Genomic DNA, 20518 nt, shown 5'->3' with positions numbered 1-20518 from the left:
ACGTATGTTACCGGCAGTGGTCGTGCGGCCGTCCCGCTGCGACAGGGGGCGCGCTGCACTCGGCAGCAAACCCGCACGACACTACCAGGCCGCCGCCGTTCCGGGGAACGGCGACGGCCCAGGGGCGGAGCTACTCGCCCTTGTTCTTCTGGACGATCTCCTCGGCCACGGCCTTGGGGACCTCGGCGTAGGTCTCGAACGTCATCGAGTAGACGGCGCGGCCCGAGGTCTTCGAGCGCAGGTCTCCGATGTAGCCGAACATCTCGGACAGCGGGACGTTGGCCCGGATGACCTTGATGCCGGTGGCGTCCTCCATCGACTGGATCATCCCGCGACGCGAGTTGATGTCGCCGATGACGTCGCCCATGTACTCCTCGGGAGTACGGACCTCGACGGCCATGAGCGGCTCGAGGAGGACCGGCTGCGCCTTGCGCGAGGCCTCCTTGAACGCGATCGAGCCGGCGATCTTGAACGCCATCTCGGAGGAGTCGACGTCATGCGCCGCTCCGTCGACCAGGGTCGCCTTCACGCCGACCATGGGGTAGCCGGCGAGCACGCCGACCTGCATGGCGTCGCGGATGCCCGCGTCGACGGAGGGGATGTACTCGCGCGGGACGCGGCCACCGGTGACGCCGTTGACGAACTCGTAGGTCTTGTCGGCCTCGACCTCCATCGGCTCGATGGTGATCTGGACCTTCGCGAACTGGCCGGAGCCACCCGTCTGCTTCTTGTGGGTGTAGTCGTACTTCTCGACCGTGCGGCGGATCGTCTCGCGGTACGCGACCTGGGGCTTGCCCACGTTGGCCTCGACGTTGAACTCGCGCTTCATGCGGTCGACCAGGATGTCGAGGTGCAGCTCGCCCATTCCCTTGATGACCGTCTGACCGGTCTCCTGGTTCTGCTCGGTGCGGAAGGTGGGGTCCTCCTCCGCGAGCTTCTGGATCGCGGTGCCGAGCTTCTCCTGGTCCGCCTTCGTCTTGGGCTCGATGGCGACCTCGATGACGGGCTCCGGGAAGGTCATCGACTCGAGCACGACCTGCGCGGCCGGGTCGCTCAGGGTGTCACCGGTGGTGGTGTCCTTGAGGCCGATGACGGCGTAGATGTGGCCGGCGGTGACCGAGTCGACCGGGTTCTCCTTGTTGGAGTGCATCTGGAAGATCTTGCCGATGCGCTCCTTCTTGCCCTTGGTCGAGTTGATGACCTGGGCGCCGGAGTCGAGCTTGCCCGAGTAGACGCGGACGTAGGTCAGGCGGCCGAAGAACGGGTGCACGGCGACCTTGAACGCGAGCGCCGAGAAGGGCTCGGTCGAGTCCGCGTGGCGCATGATGACCTTCTCCTCGTCGCGGACGTCGTGGGCCTCGATGGCGGGGACGTCGAGCGGGGAGGGGAGGTAGTCCACGACAGCGTCGAGCATCGGCTGGACGCCGCGGTTCTTGAACGCCGAGCCGCAGAGCACCGGGTAGATCTCGGAGTTGACGGTCATCTTGCGGATGGCGGCCTTGATCTCCGCGACGGTGAGCTCCTCGCCGCCGAAGTACTTCTCGAGCAGCTCGTCGGAGGTCTCCGCGACGGTCTCGAGGAGCTTCTCGCGGTACTCCGCCGCCTTGTCGGCGAGGTCGGCCGGGATCTCCTCGATCTCGTACTTCGCGCCGAGCGCGACGTCGCCCTTCGAGTCGCCGCGCCACGTGAGCGCGCGCATCTCGACCAGGTCGACGACGCCCTCGAAGGAGGACTCCGCGCCGATGGGCAGCTGGATGACCAGCGGCTTCGCGCCGAGGCGCTTGATGATCGTGTCGACCGTGTAGTAGAAGTCGGCGCCGAGCTTGTCCATCTTGTTGACGAAGCAGATGCGCGGGACGTCGTACTTGTCGGCCTGACGCCAGACGGTCTCGGACTGGGGCTCGACGCCCTCCTTGCCGTCGAAGACGGCGACGGCGCCGTCGAGGACGCGGAGCGAGCGCTCGACCTCGACCGTGAAGTCGACGTGACCGGGGGTGTCGATGATGTTGATCTGGTTCTTGTTCCAGAAGCAGGTCGTCGCGGCGGACGTGATCGTGATGCCGCGCTCCTGCTCCTGCGCCATCCAGTCCATCGTCGCGGCGCCGTCGTGGACCTCGCCGATCTTGTGCGTGATACCCGTGTAGAACAGGATGCGCTCGGTGGTGGTGGTCTTGCCGGCATCGATGTGGGCCATGATGCCGATGTTGCGGACCTTGTTCAGGTCGGTGAGCACATCTTGTGCCACGGAGTTCCTCCGATAGGTGATGGAGCCAGCGCACCGGGTTCATGGCCGAATGGCTGGGATTCTGGTGGTGGCGGTCGCCCGGTCGCGGGGATCGGGCGATCCGCCGCCGGGACCGGGCCCGCAGCGGTGACGCCGCGGGCCCGGTGGTCGCGGTCGCCCGGGGGCGGCCGCGGGGTGCGCTACCAGCGGTAGTGCGCGAAGGCCTTGTTCGACTCGGCCATCTTGTGGGTGTCCTCGCGACGCTTGACAGCGGCGCCCAGACCGTTCGACGCGTCGAGGATCTCGTTCATGAGACGCTCGGTCATCGTCTTCTCGCGACGGGCCTTCGCGTAGCTGGTGAGCCAGCGGAGCGCGAGGGTGTTGGCGCGGTGGGGCTTGACCTCGACCGGGACTTGGTAGGTCGAGCCGCCGACGCGGCGGCTGCGGACCTCGAGGGTCGGGCGGACGTTGTCGAGCGCCTTCTTGAGGGTGACGACCGCGTCCTGACCGTTCTTGCCGGCGACGCCCTCGAGGGCACCGTAGACGATGCGCTCGGCGAGGCCCTTCTTGCCGTCCAGGAGGATCTTGTTGACGAGCTGGCTGACGATGGGGGCGCCGTAGACGGGGTCTGCGACGACGGGGCGCTTGGGAGCGGGGCCCTTACGAGGCATTACTTCTTCTCCATCTTCGCGCCGTACCGGCTGCGAGCCTGCTTGCGGTTCTTGACGGCCTGGGTGTCCAGGGCGCCGCGAACGATCTTGTAGCGGACACCGGGGAGGTCCTTGACGCGACCGCCGCGCACGAGCACCATCGAGTGCTCCTGCAGGTTGTGGCCCTCGCCGGGGATGTAGGCGGTGACCTCGGTGCCGTTGGAGAGCTTCACGCGGGCCACCTTGCGGAGGGCCGAGTTCGGCTTCTTGGGCGTGGTCGTGTAGACGCGCGTGCAGACGCCGCGCTGCTGGGGGTTGGCCTTCAGGGCGGGCGCCTTGGTCTTGGTGACCTTCGGCGTGCGTCCCTTGCGGACCAACTGCTGAATCGTTGGCACTGGTTTTGCTCCTTGAATGCTGCACGGTGACAGCGGATCGATGGTCGACATTCGGCCCTCCCGTCTCCGGGAACGGCCGAGTTCATCTGGACCCGACGCACCCCGCGGCCCCGCGAGCGGGACCGGGAGGGTGAGGGGTATGCCGTGGGGGCCGCCCGATCGGACGAACCCGCGGATCCTCGCGGACCCGGTGGAGCGAAGTGCGGCGACCGCATCGGCCCGGAGGCACGACACGAGCGCACGGCAAAGCGCACACCCGAAGAATATTACGGGGAGTGACGGGGCCGGTCAACCGAGCGGCGTTCGCCCTGGGAGATGCCGCAGCGCCGCGACGAGACGCGCCGGGACTCCGCCCTCACTCCCGCTCGTCGCCCTCCCAGCCCCAGTGAGGGCTGCGGCCGCCGGCGTCGCGACGGGCCAGGAGCAGGAGGAACACGAGCTGGACGGCCGCCGCGAGCACGCCGGTCGCGATCGCGAAGACAGTGGGGGCGTGGTCGAGGATCCAGCCGAGGATCTCCCCCGGCTCCTGGCGGCCGAGCCCGTAGAGCGCTCCGCCGGTGAGGAGGAAGAGCAGGTAGACGACGACCCCGGTCAGCAGCGACGGGCCGAGGACGCGGTGGACGGCGGGACGGGCGGCGAGGGTCACCATCGCGACCAGCACGGCGACGACGCAGACCGCCACCGACACCGGCCCCAGCAGCGGACCGGCGTCGCGCTCGGGCACGACGTCCTGGTCCAGCAGGAGGCTGAGGACCCCGAACGCGCAGACGACCAGGGCGAGGTAGAGGAACGCGGCGAAGCCGGCCAGCGCGAGGCCGTAGCCCAGGCCGGCTCCGCGGCCCTGCCCCTGCCCCTCCGGAGTCACGACTGCGCGGCCGCTTCGCGCTCGGCGTTGCGGCGCTTGACGCCCCGGGCACGGCCCGCGATCGCGGCGCCGCCCCAGACGCTCGCCTCCCGGCCGAGGACGCCGGCGGCGAGGACCGCCGCGAGTACGGCGGGATCGCGGACGTAGTCGAGCGCGAGGGAGCGGTCGATCGGCAGGGCGAGCGGTCCGACGGCGCTCCAGCCGCCGACCAGCGCGGCCGCGGCCGTGAGGAGGGCGACGAGGAAGCCGCCGAGGACGTAGGCCCACCAGCCCGCGCGGTTCACGACCAGCACGATCAGCGCCAGGCCGACGAGGAACGCGGCCACCGGGGCGAGGAAGAGCGCGGTCGGCGCAGCGTCGAGCGCGAGGGCGACCGGGTCGCCGCCGACGCGGTCGACCAGCAGGCGGATCGCCGTCAGGGCGACGAGGTACAGGACGGCGAAGACCGCGGTCGTCAGGAGGGCGAGCGCGAGGCCCGCGAGGCGGTTGCCGGAGCGCCGGACCGGCTCGGGCTCGGCCTCGACCGGCCCGAGGGCGCTGGGGGCTGATGCCGCGACGGCCGGGGCGACGGGCTCGACGGTCGGCTGCCGGCCCGTCACGGGTTCGGGCCAGACGTACTCCCGGGTCGGCTGGGGTCCGGTTCCGCCGGACGTCTCGGTCGCGGAGGGGATCCGCGTGGTCTCGGCGTCGCTGCTCCAGGTCACCCGGACAGCATAGGCACGCCTTCCGCCGCGCCCGGTGCGCCGCGCGGCTCCCCGTCGACGGGGGACAGCGCCGACCGTCTACTCGAGCGGGTGGAGGAGGCGGTGCAGGAACTGCCGGGTGCGAGGCTCCCGCGGCTCCCGGAGGATCTGCGCAGGGGCGCCCCGCTCGACGACCACGCCGTCGGCCATGAAGACGACCTCCGAGGCCACCTGCCGGGCGAACTCGAGCTCGTGCGTCACGACGAGCATGGTCCAGCCCTCCCCCGCCAGCTCCCGCATCAGCGAGAGCACGTCGCCGACCAGCTCCGGGTCCAGCGCCGAGGTGGGCTCGTCGAAGAGGAGCAGATCGGGCCGCAGCGCGAGCGCCCGGACGATGCCCACGCGCTGCTGCTGACCGCCGGAGAGCTCGAAGGGGTAAGCGCTCCCCCGGCCGCCGAGGCCGACGCGCTCGAGCAGGCGCTCCGCCTCCGGGACCACCTCGGACGCGGGACGGCGCTGCACTCGCAGCGGCCCCTCCGTCACGTTCTGGAGGACGGTCAGGTGCGGGAAGAGGTTGAAGTGCTGGAAGACCATCGCGGAGTGGTCGCGCAGCCCGGTCAGCGCCTTCCGTCCGACGCCGCGGTCGAAGTCGAGGACACTGCCGTCGGCGAGCTCGACCACCCCGCCGTCCGGCACCTCGAGGCTGTTCAGCGAGCGCAGGACGGTGGTCTTGCCCGAGCCGGACGGCCCGATCAGGGCGACGACCTCGCCGCGGTGGACCTCCAGGTCGATGCCGCGCAGCACCTCCACCCCGCCGAACGACTTGCGGAGGCCGCGGGCCCTGAGCACGGGCCGGGCGTCGGTCGGAGTGTCAGCGGGCGACATAGCGGTCCAATCGCTTCTCGAGCAGGCCCTGGCCGCTGGAGAGCACCAGGCAGATGAGCCAGTAGATCAGAGCGGCCTCGAGGTAGAGGAGCATGAACTCGCTCGACGCGGTGGCGATCTTCTGCGCCTGCCGGAAGAGCTCGGTCACCAGGATGAGGGAGGCCAGCGAGGTGTCCTTCACCAGCGAGATGAAGGTGTTCGACAGCGGCGGGACGGAGACGCGCGCGGCCTGCGGGAGGATGATGCGCCGCAGCGAGAGCGAGCGGCTCATGCCGATCGTGTGCGCTGCCTCCCACTGCCCCTTCGGGACGCTGAGGATCGCCGCGCGGATCACCTCCGCCGCGTAGCCGCCCACGTTGAGGGCGAACGCGATGGTGGCGCTGGGCCAGGGGTCGATCTTCAGTCCGAGGCTCGGCAGCCCGTAGAAGATCACGAACAGCTGCACCAGGAGCGGCGTGCCCCGGATGACGGAGATGTAGGCGCGCGCGATCCAGGAGAGGATCCGCACCCGCGAGAGCCGCATCAGGGCGACCGCCAGCGCGAGCACGAGCCCGATGGCGAAGCTCGCCAGCGCGAGCGGGATCGTCCCGACGATGCCCCCGGAGAGGATCGGCCAGAACGACCGGAGGACGAGGTCCATTGTGTTCTCCCGCCTTCGCGGGAGGATCCGCGGTCGGCTCGATCGGGTGGTGGCGTCGGGGGCGGATCGTCTCCGCCTCCTGGGGAATGCTGGCACGCTTCGCGCCGGGGCGGGCGCCCTTGCAGGCGGACCCGCGGCCTGAGCCGCTCCGCCGCTCCCCCGCGTCGGGACCGCTCACGCACGAGACGGCCCCTCCCGGAAGGGGAGGAGCCGTCTCGGGGTGGGGCTACTGGGAGACGTCGGCTCCGAAGTAGCGCTCGGAGATGGAGGCGAGGGTGCCGTCCTCGCGCAGCTCGTCGAGGGCGGAGTCGACGGCCTCGACGAGGTCGTCCGAGCCCTTCGGGAAGGTGAAGGCGCTCTCGGAGGTGTCGTCGGTGGTGACGGCGACCTTGAGGCCCGCGGCCTGGTCGGGGTAGGTCGTGGACCAGTCGAGCCAGGTGAGGCGGTCGTTCACGGTCGCGTCGACGCGGCCCTGCTCGACGAGGGCGATGGCCTGCGCCCAGCCCTCGACGCCCTCGACCTCGGCGCCGTTCTCCTGCGCGACGGTGTACCAGTTGCTCGAGAGCGACTGCGCGGTGGTCTTGCCGGAGAGGCCGGCGAGGTCGGTGATCGAGGTGTCGCTCGAGGGGACGATCACGACGCCGGGGCTGACCGAGTACGGCTCCGAGAAGTCGTACTTCGCCTCGCGCTCGTCGTTGATCGAGACCTGGTTCGCGATCACGTCGAAGCGCGCTCCGTCCAGGCCCGCGAACATCGCGTCCCACTGCGTCTCCTGGAAGTCGGGCTCGACGCCCAGCTTCTCGGCCACGGCGGTGATCACGTCGACGTCGTAGCCGGTGAGGGCTCCCGTCCCGCCGTCGGCGTGGAAGGAGAAGGGCGGGTAGGTGCCCTCGGTGCCGATGGTGAGCTTCCCCGAGTCCTCGACCTCGGCCAGGGTCAGGCCGGAGCTCGCGGAGGCGGTGCCCTCGCCGCTCGAGCCGGAGACCACGTCGTCGGTCGAGGCGGGCGCGCAGCCGGCGAGGACCAGGGCGGCGGCGGCGGCGGTCGTGCCGAGCAGGACGCGCAGGGAGGTGCGGGCGGAGAGGGTCACGGTGTTGTCCTTCGGTGCATCACGGAGTCGTGGCGGTCCCGCTGCGCCGGATGCGGCGCGGGGATCGACGAGGGGACGGGTCGTCCCGGGGCGGACCGCTGCTCGGCGGAACCGCCCGGAGTGACGATAACCAGTGGAGGGGGCGGCCCTATTCCCGGATGTCGCCGTGTGACGCCGGGAGTCCGGCCAGGAAGTGCTCAGCACCGGCGACCTCGTCGCTCGTGAGGCCCGCCGCCGACTCCGGACGCACCAGGTGGAAGGGGGTGCTCTGCTCGCGGGCCCAGTCGTAGGCGTCCTCGTGGAGGTTGTCGTCGATCCACACCACGGCGTCGATCGCGCCGCGCTCGGCGGCCGCTTCCAGCCACACCGCGACGGGCTGGAGCTTGCCCGTCCGGCCCGGGAACCGCGGGTCGCGCGGGAGGCCGCCGTCGAAGACGATCGCCTCCGTACCCGCCGGCAGCCCGAGGTCCTGGGCGAGGACCCGCGTCAAGCGCGGCGGCCAGGTCGTGGCCCACACGATCGTGCCGACCGCGGCCAGGCGGGCGACGAGCGCCGCCCGCTCCGGCTCGAGCTCCAGGCGGTGCGAGCCCGAGGCGCGATCGCTGCGGACGGAGGGGTTCAGGACGCCGTCGACGTCGAGCAGGATCAGGGCGGCCATGCCTGTCACCGTAGCGGCGGCGGGGCGGATCGCGCGAGGAGCGCTAGCGTGACGGGATGCCTCCGTCCCTCCTGCTGCCGGGAGGCCGCACAGCCGTGCTGGGGCCGGATCCCGTGCGGCCGGAGGCGCTGCTGCTCACGGTCGACGGCGCGGAGCAGTCGCTGATCGATCCGGGCGATCCCCGGGCTCTGCACCTCGAGTACCTCGCGCGCCTCGGCGCGGTGGTCGACGCCGCCGCCCCGCCCGGCGAGCCGCTGCGCGTGCTGCACCTCGGAGCCGGAGCCCTGGCCCTGGCCCGGTACGTCGCCGCGACCCGGCCGGGCTCCGAGCAGCTCGCGGTGGAGAGCGCGGCGGGACTCGTGGAGTTCGTGCTCGAGCACGCGCCGCTCCCCCGCGGCGCGCGCGTCCGGTTCCTCACGGCCGACGCCGCAGGGCCCCTGCCGCCCTGGAGCGCCGACCTCGTCGTGCTCGACGTCTACGACGGGGACGAGATCCCGGAGGCGTTCTACCGCGCGTCCGTCCTCGCTCCGCTCGCCGCCCGCGTCGGCGCCGACGGGCTCCTCGCGGTCAACGTCGCCGACGACGCCGACCACCGGAGGCTGGACCGCCTGCGCGGGGTCGTCCGGGAGCTGCTCCCGGTCACCGCAGCGGTCGGATCGACGGCCTTCGTCGAGGGGCGCACCGGCGGGAACGCGATCCTGCTCGCCTCAGGCTCGGCGCTCGCCGACGACGTCGCCGGCCGCCTGCTGCGCGCCGGCCCGCACCCGGTCTCCGCCGCGGCGGATGGCGACGTCGTGGTCGCCGAGGTGGCGGTAGAAGTCGACCCGTGAGTCGAGAGTGACGCCGGTCTCGAGGTACTTGGCGCGGATCCGCTTGATGTAGGTGCGGACAGTGTGCTCGGCGACGCTGAGGTCGACCGCGACGGTGCGGACCGCGGCACCCGCTCCGTAGGCGCGCATCACCCGGCTCTCCTGGGGGCTCAGCACCGGGCGGCGCTCCTCGCGCCCGTGCACGAGCCGGTGGCGGGCGGTGTCCGAGATCCAGGTGCGGCCGGAGGCGACGGAGACGACCGCCGCGGCGAGCTCGCTGGGGTCGTCGCCCTTCCAGACGTAGGCCGCTCTCTCCCGTCGCAGCACGGCCCGCACCGGCTCCAGGGAGTCGGAGGAGGAGAGCACGACGAGGCCGACGGTCCGGGTAGCCGCACGCTCGAGGGTGTCGGCCACCTCCTCGCCGGGCACGCCGTCCAGGTCGAGGACCGCGATGCGGTCGACGCCCTCCTCGTCGTGCGAGAACTGCGGCAGCAGCTGCGCGAGCAGCGCCTGCAGCGCGGCGCGCTCGATCGCTGGTCCGTCGACGACGGCCAGCGTGAACCGATCGAATCCGGTCACGGGGGTCCCCTAGCAGGGGCAGGTTCGGGTCCGCCCCGGCTGCACCGTAGCGGTCCGCGACGTCATCGTGCAGGTGATGGGACATTCCGTCTCAGTGGGAGGACGCCCCCAGAGCGCTCCGGATCGGCTCCCGGAGCGCGTGGAGGACCACCCGCGGCACCGTCTCCGGCTAGTGTCCCTCTCCATGGACGACAGCGCAGAGGGCTCCCGGCGGGCCCGGAGGATCCCCGCGGAGCAGGTGCGCAGCCGCATGATCGCCACGGCGCGCGACGTCGTCTCCGACCACGGCCTCACGGTGAGCTTCGCGCACCTGCCCATGGAGGAGTACATCCGCCTGGCCGGCGTGCCGCGCAGCTCCGTCTACCGGATCTGGAGCACGCGCGAGGAGTTCGTGGCCGACCTGGTCGGCGAGGTCTTCGTGCGGGACCGGTACGCGGAGGGCGCCGATCCCGAGGCCCAGCAGGAGATGCGCGAGGTCTACGAGCGCTCCACCGATCTGCTCTCCACGGCCGCCGGCCGCCGCCGGGTCGCCTGGGAGACCATCCGCATCGGCGCGCGGGCCAATGCCGAGTCGCTCCGCCGCTCCGCCGACTGGTCCTCGTACAACGCGCTGCTCGCCTGCACTTTCTCGATGGAGGAGGGGCCTGCACGCGACGCCGTGCGCGCCACGGCGAAGCGGATCGAGGGCATGCTCACTCGCCGGATGCGCGACTTCTACGAGGAGACCCTGCAGGTCTTCGGCGGGACGATGCGCCCGGGATTCACGACGCTCCAGCTCGCCCACCTCACCGCGATCGTGATCGACGGGCTCGCGCACCGCGGCCGGCTCCTCGACGACGACCTCGACGCTGCGGTGACCGCCCCCGGCCTCGACGGCGAGCCGGTCGAGTGGACTCTGGCGGCCTGGACGATCCGCTCGATCGTCGACGGGATGCTGGAGCCGGTCGCGGAGGACTGAGCGGACCCCGCGACCCGGATCACTCGTCCGGTTCGGTGAACCCGTCGATCAGCAGCAGCACCGACACCACCGCCAGTGACGGCCCCTCGGGATCGGCCGGGTCGAGCGGGCCGGTCACCAGCTCCGGTGCCGCGATCCGCGCGATGCACAGCCCCTCGATCAGTGCCGAGACGGCGGAGGCGAGAGCGGCGGAGCCGCGGTCCGGGCGCAGCCGGAGCCCCGCCTCGGCGAGGGTGTGCTCGTAGTACTTCGCCATGTTGTCGATGAAGTGCAGCTGGCGGGACCGCAGAGCGGATCCGATGGCGGTCCGCGCCGGCTCCTCGTGCGAGCCCACCGCGCCGGCGAGAGCGATGAAGTTGCGCCAGTGCTGCGACGAGAAGACGTTGTCGACGTTCGCATCGACGGCGACCCGGACGGAGGCGATCAGGGCCTCGCGGCGCTGCGCCGGGGTCGGCTCGGGGTCGAGGCTGCGGTGGAGGTGGGAGTTCCCGGCCCGCAGGGACGGCTGGTCGAGGCGGGTGGCGAGGACCCTCTCCGGGATCGCGGCGATCAGCTCGTCGTAGAACGACTGGCGGGTGGGCCAGATCCGGTACACGGTGCTGCGCGGAACACCCGCCGAGCGGATGACGTCCTCGAGGGGCAGGTGGGCGACTCCGACGCGCAGGCCCTCGGCGCGGACGACTGCGAGAGCGGCGTCCAGCAGGCGGGTGCGGACCTGCTCGCGGGTCAGGCGGGGAGGACGCGCCGACTCCTCCGCATCGAGGGGGTCGTCGCTCATCAGGCCTCCGGCGCCGGGATGCACGGAGGAGCCTCCGACATCTGCTGTCCAGCCGAGCGTACCCGGAGGGAGCGCGGAACGTGAGAGGAGATCGGAGACGGGCGCGGCCCGCGCATGCGGCTCGGGTGCCGCGCGGGCCGCGCTGCCTGTCCCCCAGGCGGCCTCCCCATGGGCCGGTCCGACCGTATGCTTCCCGACAGACGTCCGTCAACTGACGCGACATGGTGTCTCCTCGGCGGTGTCCGCCGACCGGTCACGAGGACCGCCTCCGGGACTCCTCCGCCGCCGGGAGCGCCCTCGCCGCGGTCTGCGCTCGAGAGGCGTGCGGAGCGGACAGCTCGCCCGTGACGACGTCCGACACGACGCCGGTGGCGTGCTCGACGAGGTCGACGTTCCGGGTCAGCCGCGCGTGGTGGCACGGGCTCGCGTCGACGTCGACCACGAGCTTCGCGAAGCGCAGAGCATCGCCGAGCCGCGCGAACGGCGAGAGCTCGGCGACGAGGGACGGCACGTCCGCCGCGGCGAGGTAGGTGTAGCGGCAGGTCGAGACCACGTAGTCGTCGACTCCGGCCGTCGCCGATCCGGTCGCGACCATGATGTCGCCGAGGTCGACCGGCGCGGTGGCGAGGCCGAGCGCCACCGCGGCGGTCACCTGGATGTCACCCACCAGCGCCGTCACGTGCACGCCGGCGGGCCAGGGCGGCAGGGAGCCGAGCTCGGTCGATCCCGTCCGCAGGCCCTTGCCCGCCGCCGAGGCGAGGGCGTCGATCATCGGCACTCCCGTGCACTCCCCCGCGTGCTCGGCGTCCTCGGAGACGGCGTCCCCGCAGGAGGCGAGCATCGCCGAGACGCTCAGCCGGCTCTGCGGGTCCAGTCCTGCGATCACCGCGGGGCTGACCTGGCCGGAGTCGTCGACCATTCGTCCGAGGCGCTCCGCGACGTCGGATCCCGTGTTCGGGGTGCCGAAGGTGAGGACGGACGAGACCATCGAGGCGACGGCGGTCCCGTCGACCGAGCCGCTCAGCGCCTGGCGGGCGGCGAGCCCTCCCATCGAGTGCGCGACGACGACGGCGCGGTGCCCGGTCGCGGAGACGAGGCAGGCGATCGAGGAGGCGAGCGCGTCGCTGATCCCCGGGTCGGTGACCCAGCGCGCGGCGAGCCGGCGGTAGTCGAAGGTGTAGACCGCGGCGCCGTCGATCTGCTGCAGCCGGCCGAGGAGGGACGGCTCGGGAGCGTCGAGCGGAGCCGTCGCCGACTCCGACGACACCATGTCGACGAGATGGGAGAAGGCCCCTGTGCGGTCGGCGTCGTGCGTCGCCGTGCCCAGCCAGCCGTGCAGCATCACGATGGGGACCAGGGCGGCGGCGGAGCGCGGCCGGACGTCGTCGCCCGTGAGCACGGGAGCCAGCTCGGCGACGCCGCAGGACGAGGGTGCGACCGCCTCGCCCGCCTCCGCCCGCCCCGCGGGCACCACGACGACGCCGACCACCACGAGCAGTGCGGCCAGCACGACGATCACGAGTCTCATCCGCGCGTTTCCTCACGTGCCGCGACCAGGACGGGGAACGGGTACAGGCTCGACCCGACGAGCACGCATCGAGTCAATCACCCCGCTCCTGCGGGGGAGGACGCTCGTCGCGAACGGGCGGCCCCCCGTGCGGGTGACCGCGGGCCGGGCACGACGAAGGCCCCGCCGGTGTCCCGACGGGGCCTTCGATCGTTCAGCTCACCTGGATCAGCTGTAGTTGCCCGGCTCGTAGCCGTCGCTCGAGAACGAGTCGAAGTCGACGAACGAGAGGTCGGCGTCGCTGAACGCGGCGTCGTCGGCGAAGATGCGGTTGGGGTACCGCTCGGCCTTCGCCTCCTCGGTCGCCTCGACCGACACGTTCCGGTACTTGGGCAGACCGGTTCCCGCCGGGATCAGCTTTCCGATGATCACGTTCTCCTTCAGGCCCATCAGCGGGTCGCGCTTGCCCTCCATGGCCGCCTGCGTGAGGACGCGGGTGGTCTCCTGGAAGGACGCGGCCGACAGCCACGACTCGGTCGCGAGCGAGGCTTTGGTGATGCCCATGACCTCCTGGCGGGCGGACGCTGTCCGCTTGCCCTCGGTCAGAGCCGCACGGTTGACCTCGCTGTAGCGCGAGCGGTCGACGAGCTCGCCCGGCAGCAGCTCCGTGTCGCCGTGGTCGACCACGGTGACCTTGCGGAGCATCTGACGCACGATGACCTCGATGTGCTTGTCGTGGATCGGCACACCCTGCGAGCGGTAGACGCCCTGGACGCCGCCCACCAGGTGCTTCTGGACCTCGCGGACGCCCAGCACGCGCAGGACCTCCTTGGGGTCGACCGTTCCGACGTGCAGCTGCTGCCCGAGCTCGACGTGCTGGCCGTCCTCGATGAGGAGCTGCGAGCGCTTGAGCACCGGGTAGATGACCGCCTCGTCGCCGTTGTCCGGCTGGAGGATGACGCGGCGGGCACGGTCGGTGTCCTCGATGGTGATCCGGCCGGCGGCCTCCGCGATCGGCGACGCGCCCTTGGGGGTGCGGGCCTCGAAGAGCTCCTGCACGCGGGGAAGACCCTGCGTGATGTCGTCGGCCGAGGCCGATCCACCGGTGTGGAAGGTGCGCATCGTGAGCTGCGTGCCGGGCTCGCCGATCGACTGGGCCGCGATGATGCCGACGGCCTCTCCGATGTCGACGAGCTTGCCGGTGGCGAGCGAGCGGCCGTAGCAGGCCGCGCAGACGCCGACGGCGGACTCGCAGGTCAGGACGGAGCGCACCTTGATGTGGCGCACGCCCGCTCCGACCAGCTTCTCGATGAGCACGTCGCCCACGTCCTCGCCGGCCTCGGCGACGAGCTCGCCGGCCTCGTTCGACGCCGGGGTGGCGAGCGAACGGGCGTAGACGGAGTTCTCGACGTTGGAGTCCTTGATCCAGGCGCCGGTGGCGTCCTGGAGCATGATCGGCAGGTCGAGGCCCTTCGAGGTGCCGCAGTCCTCCTCGCGGATGATGACGTCCTGCGAGACGTCGACGAGTCGACGCGTCAGGTAGCCCGAGTCCGCGGTGCGGAGCGCGGTGTCGGCCAGGCCCTTGCGGGCACCGTGCGTGGCGATGAAGTACTCGGCGACCGACAGGCCCTCGCGGTACGAGGAGATGATCGGTCGGGCGATGATCTCGCCCTTCGGGTTGTTCACCAGGCCTCGCATGCCGGCGATGTTGCGCACCTGCAGCCAGTTGCCGCGGGCACCGGAGGTGACCATGCGGTTGATGGTGTTGTCCGTCGGGAAGTTCGCGCGCATGGCCTTGGCGACCTCGTCGGTCGCCTCGGTCCAGATCTTCACGAGCTCCTGGCGGCGCTCGGCCTGAGTGGTCAGACCCTTGTCGTACTCGGACTCGACCTTCGCGGCCTTCTTCTCGTAGCCCGCGATGATCTCGGGCTTCGACGGCGGCGTGAGGATGTCGGACAGCGCCACGGTGACACCCGAGCGGGTGGCCCAGTAGAAGCCGGCGTCCTTGATCCGGTCGAGGGAGGCGGCGACCTCCACCTTCGGGTAGCGCTCCGCGAGGTCGTTGACGATCCCGGAGATGGTCGTCTTGTCGGCGACCTGCTCGAAGTAGGGGTAGTCGACCGGCAGCGCCTCGTTGAAGAGGGCGCGGCCGAGCGTGGTCTCGAGGAGGACCGGCGCGGTGACCTTGCCGTTCTCGTCGATCTCGACGCCCTCGGGTGCCTGACCCTGCGCGAAGTACACGTCCGACATGCGGATCCTGACCTTCGAGTTCAGGTGCAGCGAGCCCTGGTCCTTCGCGAGGATCGCCTCCGAGACGGAGGAGAACGCGCGGCCCTCGCCGGCGGCGCCCTCGCGGATCGTCGTCAGGTGGTGGAGGCCGATGATCATGTCCTGCGTGGGCAGGGTGACCGGACGGCCGTCCGAGGGCTTGAGGATGTTGTTCGACGCGAGCATCAGGATGCGCGCCTCGGCCTGGGCCTCGACGGACAGCGGCAGGTGGACGGCCATCTGGTCGCCGTCGAAGTCCGCGTTGAACGCGGCGCAGACGAGCGGGTGCAGCTGGATCGCCTTGCCCTCGACCAGCTGGGGCTCGAAGGCCTGGATGCCGAGACGGTGCAGCGTGGGCGCGCGGTTCAGCAGGACGGGGCGCTCGCGGATGATCTCCTCGAGCACGTCCCACACCTGCGGGCGCGAGCGCTCCACCATGCGCTTGGCGGCCTTGATGTTCTGCGCGTGCGACAGGTCGATCAGGCGCTTGATCACGAACGGCTTGAACAGCTCCAGCGCCATCTGCTTGGGCAGACCGCACTGGTGCAGCTTGAGCTGCGGGCCGACGATGATGACCGAGCGGCCCGAGTAGTCGACGCGCTTGCCCAGCAGGTTCTGGCGGAAGCGACCCTGCTTTCCCTTGAGCATGTCGCTCAGGGACTTCAGGGCGCGGTTGCCGGTTCCGGTGACGGGGCGGCCGCGGCGGCCGTTGTCGAAGAGGGCGTCGACCGCCTCCTGGAGCATGCGCTTCTCGTTGTTCACGATGATCTCGGGGGCACCGAGGTCGAGCAGGCGGCGGAGTCGGTTGTTGCGGTTGATCACGCGACGGTAGAGGTCGTTCAGGTCGCTGGTCGCGAACCGGCCTCCATCGAGCTGCACCATCGGGCGCAGCTCCGGCGGGATGACCGGGACGACGTCGAGGACCATCGCGGCCGGCGAGTTGCCGGTGGCGAGGAACGAGTTGACGACGCGCAGGCGCTTGATGGCGCGGATCTTCTTCTGACCCTTGCCCTCGGCGATCTGCAGGTGCAGCGTCTCGGCCTCGGCCTGGAGGTCGAACTGCTCGAGGCGCTTCTTGATCGCCTCGGCGCCCATGTAGGCCTCGAAGTAGACGCCGTACCGGTCGACGAGCTCGTTGAAGACCGCGTCCTCGGGCTTGAGGTCGCCGACCTTGAGGGTGCGGAACTGCTCCCACACGCTCTCGAGCCGCGCGATGTCCTCGTCGAAGGACTTGCGGATCTGGCCCATCTCCTTCTCGGCGCCGTCCTTGGTGCGGCGCTTCTGGTCGCTCTTGGCGCCCTCCGCCTCCAGGGCGGCGAGGTCGGTCTCCAGGCGCGCCAGGCGGTCCGCGATGCGGGAGTCGCGCTGGTCCGAGAGGGTCTTGATCTCGAGCCGGAGCTCGTTCTCGAGCCCGGGCATGTCGGCGTGACGGCCGTCGTCGTCCACGTCGATGATCATGTACGCCGCGAAGTAGATGACCTTCTCGAGGTCCTTCGGCGCCATGTCCAGCAGGTATCCGAGGCGCGAGGGGACGCCCTTGAAGTACCAGATGTGGGTGACGGGGGCGGCGAGCTCGATGTGGCCCATCCGCTCGCGGCGGACCGAGGACTTGGTGACCTCGACGCCGCAGCGCTCGCAGACGATGCCCTTGAAGCGGACTCGCTTGTACTTGCCGCAGGAGCACTCCCAGTCGCGAGAGGGTCCGAAGATCTGCTCGCCGAACAGGCCGTCCTTCTCGGGCTTCAGGGTGCGGTAGTTGATGGTCTCGGGCTTCTTCACTTCACCGTGCGACCAGCGACGGATGTCATCGGCCGTTGCGAGGCCGATGCGCAGCTCATCGAAAGTGGTTACGTCGAGCAATGTTTTCTCCTTGTCGGAAAACAGGGTGTCTCGTCAGAGACGGGAGGTCGTCAGATGCTGGCGCGGATCAGATGTCGTCGACGGAGGACGACTCGAACCGGGAGGAGATGTTGATGCCGAGCTCTTCCGCGGCGCGGTAGACCTCGTCATCGGTGTCGCGCAGGCTGACCGCGGTGCCGTCGGCCGAGAGGACCTCGACGTTCAGGCACAGGGACTGCATCTCCTTGATGAGGACCTTGAAGGACTCCGGGATGCCGGGCTCCTGGATGTTCTCGCCCTTGACGATGGCCTCGTACACCTTCACGCGGCCGAGGATGTCGTCCGACTTGATGGTGAGGAGCTCCTGGAGGGCGTAGGCGGCGCCGTAGGCCTCGAGGGCCCACACCTCCATCTCGCCGAAGCGCTGTCCGCCGAACTGCGCCTTACCACCGAGCGGCTGCTGGGTGATCATCGAGTACGGGCCCGTCGAGCGCGCGTGGATCTTGTCGTCGACGAGGTGGTGCAGCTTCAGGATGTACATGTAGCCGACCGAGACCGGGTCCGGGAAGGGCTCCCCGGAGCGGCCGTCGAACAGCTGCGTCTTGCCGGACGAGCCGATCAGGCGCTCTCCGTCGCGCGTCGGGGTGGTGGAGTCGAGGAGCCCTGCGAGCTCCTCCTCCGCCGCACCGTCGAAGACGGGGGTCGCGACCTTGGTGCCGGGCGCCGCCTCGCGGGCGTGCTCGGGCAGGCGCGCGGCCCACTCCGGCTGACCCTCGACCTTCCAGCCCTGCTTCGCGATCCACCCGAGGTGGATCTCGAGGACCTGGCCGAAGTTCATGCGGCCGGGGACGCCGAGCGGGTTGAGGACGATGTCGACCGGGGTGCCGTCGGCGAGGAACGGCATGTCCTCGACCGGCAGGATCTTCGAGATGACGCCCTTGTTGCCGTGGCGGCCGGCGAGCTTGTCGCCCTCGGTGATCTTGCGCTTCTGGGCGATGTAGACGACCACGCGCTGGTTGACGCCCGAGCCGAGCTCGTCGTCGCCGTCCTGCGCGTCGAACACCTTGACGCCGATGATCGTGCCCTGCTCGCCGTGGGGCACCTTCAGCGACGTGTCGCGGACCTCGCGGCTCTTCTCGTTGAAGATCGCGCGGAGCAGGCGCTCCTCGGCCGAGAGCTCGGTCTCGCCCTTGGGCGTGACCTTGCCGACGAGGATGTCGCCGGGGCGGACCTCGGCGCCGATGCGGATGATGCCGCGCTCGTCCAGGTCGGCCAGGAGCTCCGGGCTGACGTTGGGGAGGTCGCGGGTGATCTCCTCCTTGCCGAGCTTGGTGTCGCGGGCGTCGACCTCGTACTCCTCGATGTGGATCGAGGAGAGGACGTCGTCCTTCACCAGGTTCTGGCTGAGGATGATCGCGTCCTCGAAGTTGTGGCCCTCCCACGGCATGAACGCGACGAGCAGGTTCTTGCCCAGCGCGAGCTCGCCGTTCTCGGTGGCGGGGCCGTCGGCGACGACCTCGCCGACCTCGATGCGCTCGCCGGCCGAGACGACCACGCGGTTGTTGTACGAGGTGCCCTGGTTGGAGCGGTCGAACTTGCGGAGGAAGTAGGTCTGCGTGCCGCCCTCGTCCAGCTGGACGGTGACGGAGTCGGCGGAGACCTCCTGGACGACACCGGCCTTGTCGGCGGTGATGACGTCGCCGGCGTCGATGGCCGCGAAGCCCTCCATGCCGGTTCCGACGACGGGCGACTCGCTGCGCAGCAGCGGGACGGCCTGACGCTGCATGTTCGCGCCCATGAGCGCGCGGTTCGCGTCGTCGTGCTCGAGGAACGGGATCAGCGAGGTCGCGACCGAGACCATCTGGCGCGGCGAGACGTCCATGTAGTGGACGCGCTCGGCGTCGACGAGCTCGACCTCTCCGCCCTTGGGGCGGACCAGGACCTTGCCCTCCGCGAAGCGGAAGTCCTTCGTGAGGGGGGCGTTCGCCTGGGCGACCAGGTACTCGTCCTCCTCGGACGCGGTGAGGTAGTCGATCTGCGAGGTGACGGTGCCGTCGACGACCTTGCGGTACGGGGTCTCGATGAAGCCGAACGAGTTGATGCGCGCGAAGGACGCGAGCGATCCGATCAGGCCGATGTTCGGGCCTTCCGGGGTCTCGATCGGGCACATGCGGCCGTAGTGCGAGGGGTGGACGTCGCGGACCTCGACGCCGGCGCGCTCACGGGAGAGTCCGCCGGGGCCGAGCGCCGACAGGCGGCGCTTGTGGGTCAGACCCGCGAGCGGGTTGTTCTGGTCCATGAACTGCGACAGCTGGCTGGTGCCGAAGAACTCCTTGATCGCGGCGACGACGGGGCGCACGTTGATCAGGGTCTGCGGGGTGATCGCCTCGATGTCCTGCGTGGTCATGCGCTCGCGGACGACGCGCTCCATGCGGGACAGTCCGGTGCGGACCTGGTTCTGGATCAGCTCGCCGACCGCGCGGATGCGGCGGTTGCCGAAGTGGTCGATGTCGTCGACGTCGAGACGCAGCTCGACCGGCTCGCCGTCGCGCACGCCGGGGAGGGCGGTGCGACCGTCGTGCAGGGCGACCAGGTACTTGATGGTCGCGATGATGTCCTCGACCGTGAGCACCGAGTCGGACAGCGCCTTGTCGATGCCGAGCTTGCGGTTGATCTTGTAGCGGCCGACCTTCGCGAGGTCGTAGCGCTTGGAGTTGAAGTAGAAGTTGTCCAGCAGCGCGCGGGCGGCCTCGGCGGCGACCTGCTCGCCCGGACGGAGCTTGCGGTAGATGTCGCGGAGGGCGTCCTCCTTGGTGAGGATGTTGTCCTTCTCGAGGGTCAGCTCGATCGACTCGTAGCCGGCGAACTGCTCGAGGATCTCCTCGCTCGTGAGGCCGAGGGCCTTGAGGAACACGGTGACCGACTGCTTGCGCTTGCGGTCGATGCGCACGCCGACCTGGTCGCGCTTGTCGATCTCGAACTCGAGCCAGGCGCCGCGGCTCGGGATGACGCGGGCGGAGTAGATGTCCTTGTCGGACGTCTTCTCCTGCTGGCGCTCGAAGTAGACGCCGGGGCTGCGCACGAGCTGGGACACGACGACACGCTCGGTGCCGTTGATGATGAACGTGCCCTTCTCGGTCATCAGCGGGAAGTCGCCCATGAAGACCGTCTGGGTCTTGATCTCACCCGTGAGGTGGTTCATGAACTCGGCCTCGACGTACAGCGGAGCGGCGTAGGTCTTGCCGCGCTCCTTGCACTCCTCGATCGTGTACTTCTCGGGCTCGAGGTACGGGTTCGTGAAGCTCAGCTGCATCGTCTCGCTGAGGTCCTCGATCGGGGAGATCTCCTCGAAGATCTCGTCGAGGCCGGAGTTGGCGGGGAGGTCCTCCCGGCCGGCGGCCTTCGCCTCGGCGACGCGGGTCTTCCACGCCTCCGAGCCGACGAGCCAGTCGAAGCTCTCGGTCTGCAGCGCGAGCAGATCCGGAACGGTCAGGGTGTCGCTGATCTTGGCGAACGAGAGACGCGAAGCTCCGCGTCCGTTCTTGGGTGAGGTGGTGGTCGCGGTGGACGCAGCAGCCAAGGAAGGAACCTCCGTAGACCCTCGCGGGTCTCAATCTGTGGGATGTGTGGAGTGGGCTCCCGCCGGACGGGCCGCCACCCCTGCCCGCACGCCGTGCGGACCGAGGCGAC

15 protein-coding genes are annotated in these 20518 nt (G+C 70.4%); 1 reads left to right on the top strand and 14 read right to left on the bottom strand.

All coding sequences use genetic code 11. From position 1 onward, the window contains the following. Positions 1 to 130: 130 nt before the first annotated feature. From fusA to C5C95_RS11495, 10 genes are all read right to left on the bottom strand, one after another. Positions 131 to 2245, bottom strand: a complete 2115-nt coding sequence (gene fusA / locus C5C95_RS11540; RefSeq protein WP_104247597.1) for an elongation factor G — start codon at positions 2243 to 2245, stop codon at positions 131 to 133. 179 nt (positions 2246 to 2424) lie between these two features. Continuing rightward, positions 2425 to 2895 (bottom strand): 30S ribosomal protein S7, encoded by a 471-nt coding sequence (rpsG, locus tag C5C95_RS11535; protein ID WP_068251443.1) that lies wholly within the window; start codon positions 2893 to 2895, stop codon positions 2425 to 2427. Next, positions 2895 to 3269, bottom strand: coding sequence for a 30S ribosomal protein S12 (rpsL, locus tag C5C95_RS11530; RefSeq protein WP_011186743.1), 375 nt, complete (start codon positions 3267 to 3269; stop codon positions 2895 to 2897). Before rpsL ends, rpsG begins: the two co-directional genes overlap by 1 nt. Before the next feature lie 355 nt (positions 3270 to 3624). Continuing rightward, on the bottom strand, positions 3625 to 4134 hold the full coding sequence (locus C5C95_RS11525) for a DUF6121 family protein (RefSeq protein ID WP_104233922.1): 510 nt from the start codon (positions 4132 to 4134) through the stop codon (positions 3625 to 3627). Further along, positions 4131 to 4838: a hypothetical protein gene (locus C5C95_RS11520; RefSeq protein WP_104295964.1), complete on the bottom strand. Its 708-nt coding sequence runs from the start codon at positions 4836 to 4838 to the stop codon at positions 4131 to 4133. The genes C5C95_RS11525 and C5C95_RS11520 overlap by 4 nt, the downstream gene beginning before the upstream one ends. Positions 4839 to 4916: 78 nt before the next feature. After that, positions 4917 to 5702 (bottom strand): amino acid ABC transporter ATP-binding protein, encoded by a 786-nt coding sequence (locus C5C95_RS11515; RefSeq protein ID WP_104324482.1) that lies wholly within the window; start codon positions 5700 to 5702, stop codon positions 4917 to 4919. Further along, positions 5689 to 6342, bottom strand: a complete 654-nt coding sequence (locus C5C95_RS11510; protein ID WP_104224574.1) for an amino acid ABC transporter permease — start codon at positions 6340 to 6342, stop codon at positions 5689 to 5691. Before C5C95_RS11510 ends, C5C95_RS11515 begins: the two co-directional genes overlap by 14 nt. A 226-nt stretch (positions 6343 to 6568) precedes the next feature. Further along, the gene (locus tag C5C95_RS11505) at positions 6569 to 7432 is read right to left on the bottom strand and encodes an amino acid ABC transporter substrate-binding protein (RefSeq protein WP_374953121.1); all 864 of its coding nucleotides are present in this window, start codon (positions 7430 to 7432) and stop codon (positions 6569 to 6571) included. Positions 7433 to 7580: 148 nt separating this feature from the next. Further along, positions 7581 to 8090, bottom strand: a complete 510-nt coding sequence (locus C5C95_RS11500) for an HAD domain-containing protein (protein ID WP_104233923.1) — start codon at positions 8088 to 8090, stop codon at positions 7581 to 7583. Positions 8091 to 8797: 707 nt separating this feature from the next. Then, the gene (locus C5C95_RS11495; protein ID WP_104224576.1) at positions 8798 to 9478 is read right to left on the bottom strand and encodes a LuxR C-terminal-related transcriptional regulator; all 681 of its coding nucleotides are present in this window, start codon (positions 9476 to 9478) and stop codon (positions 8798 to 8800) included. A 184-nt stretch (positions 9479 to 9662) separates the two neighbouring features. Between C5C95_RS11495 and C5C95_RS11490 the strand changes: the two genes are divergently transcribed. After that, the gene (locus tag C5C95_RS11490; protein ID WP_146076958.1) at positions 9663 to 10436 is read left to right on the top strand and encodes a hypothetical protein; all 774 of its coding nucleotides are present in this window, start codon (positions 9663 to 9665) and stop codon (positions 10434 to 10436) included. A gap of 19 nt (positions 10437 to 10455) precedes the next feature. Here the strand turns inward: C5C95_RS11490 and C5C95_RS11485 are convergent, their stop codons facing one another. The 4 genes from C5C95_RS11485 to rpoB form a co-directional block, all read right to left on the bottom strand. Continuing rightward, positions 10456 to 11214, bottom strand: a complete 759-nt coding sequence (locus C5C95_RS11485) for a TetR/AcrR family transcriptional regulator (RefSeq protein ID WP_104324480.1) — start codon at positions 11212 to 11214, stop codon at positions 10456 to 10458. A gap of 253 nt (positions 11215 to 11467) precedes the next feature. Next, positions 11468 to 12742 (bottom strand): triacylglycerol lipase, encoded by a 1275-nt coding sequence (locus C5C95_RS11480; protein ID WP_104226763.1) that lies wholly within the window; start codon positions 12740 to 12742, stop codon positions 11468 to 11470. Between the two features lie 207 nt (positions 12743 to 12949). Beyond that, on the bottom strand, positions 12950 to 16849 hold the full coding sequence (locus C5C95_RS11475; RefSeq protein WP_104224580.1) for a DNA-directed RNA polymerase subunit beta': 3900 nt from the start codon (positions 16847 to 16849) through the stop codon (positions 12950 to 12952). Positions 16850 to 16916: 67 nt separating this feature from the next. Then, the gene (gene rpoB, locus C5C95_RS11470; protein WP_104224581.1) at positions 16917 to 20408 is read right to left on the bottom strand and encodes a DNA-directed RNA polymerase subunit beta; all 3492 of its coding nucleotides are present in this window, start codon (positions 20406 to 20408) and stop codon (positions 16917 to 16919) included. Between the last annotated feature and the right edge of the window lie 110 nt (positions 20409 to 20518).

This window comes from Rathayibacter sp. AY1B7 (assembly GCF_002932735.1).
In the GTDB taxonomy this organism is placed as follows: Bacteria; Actinomycetota; Actinomycetes; order Actinomycetales; family Microbacteriaceae; genus Rathayibacter.
This window is presented reverse-complemented; position numbering and strand designations above follow the sequence as displayed.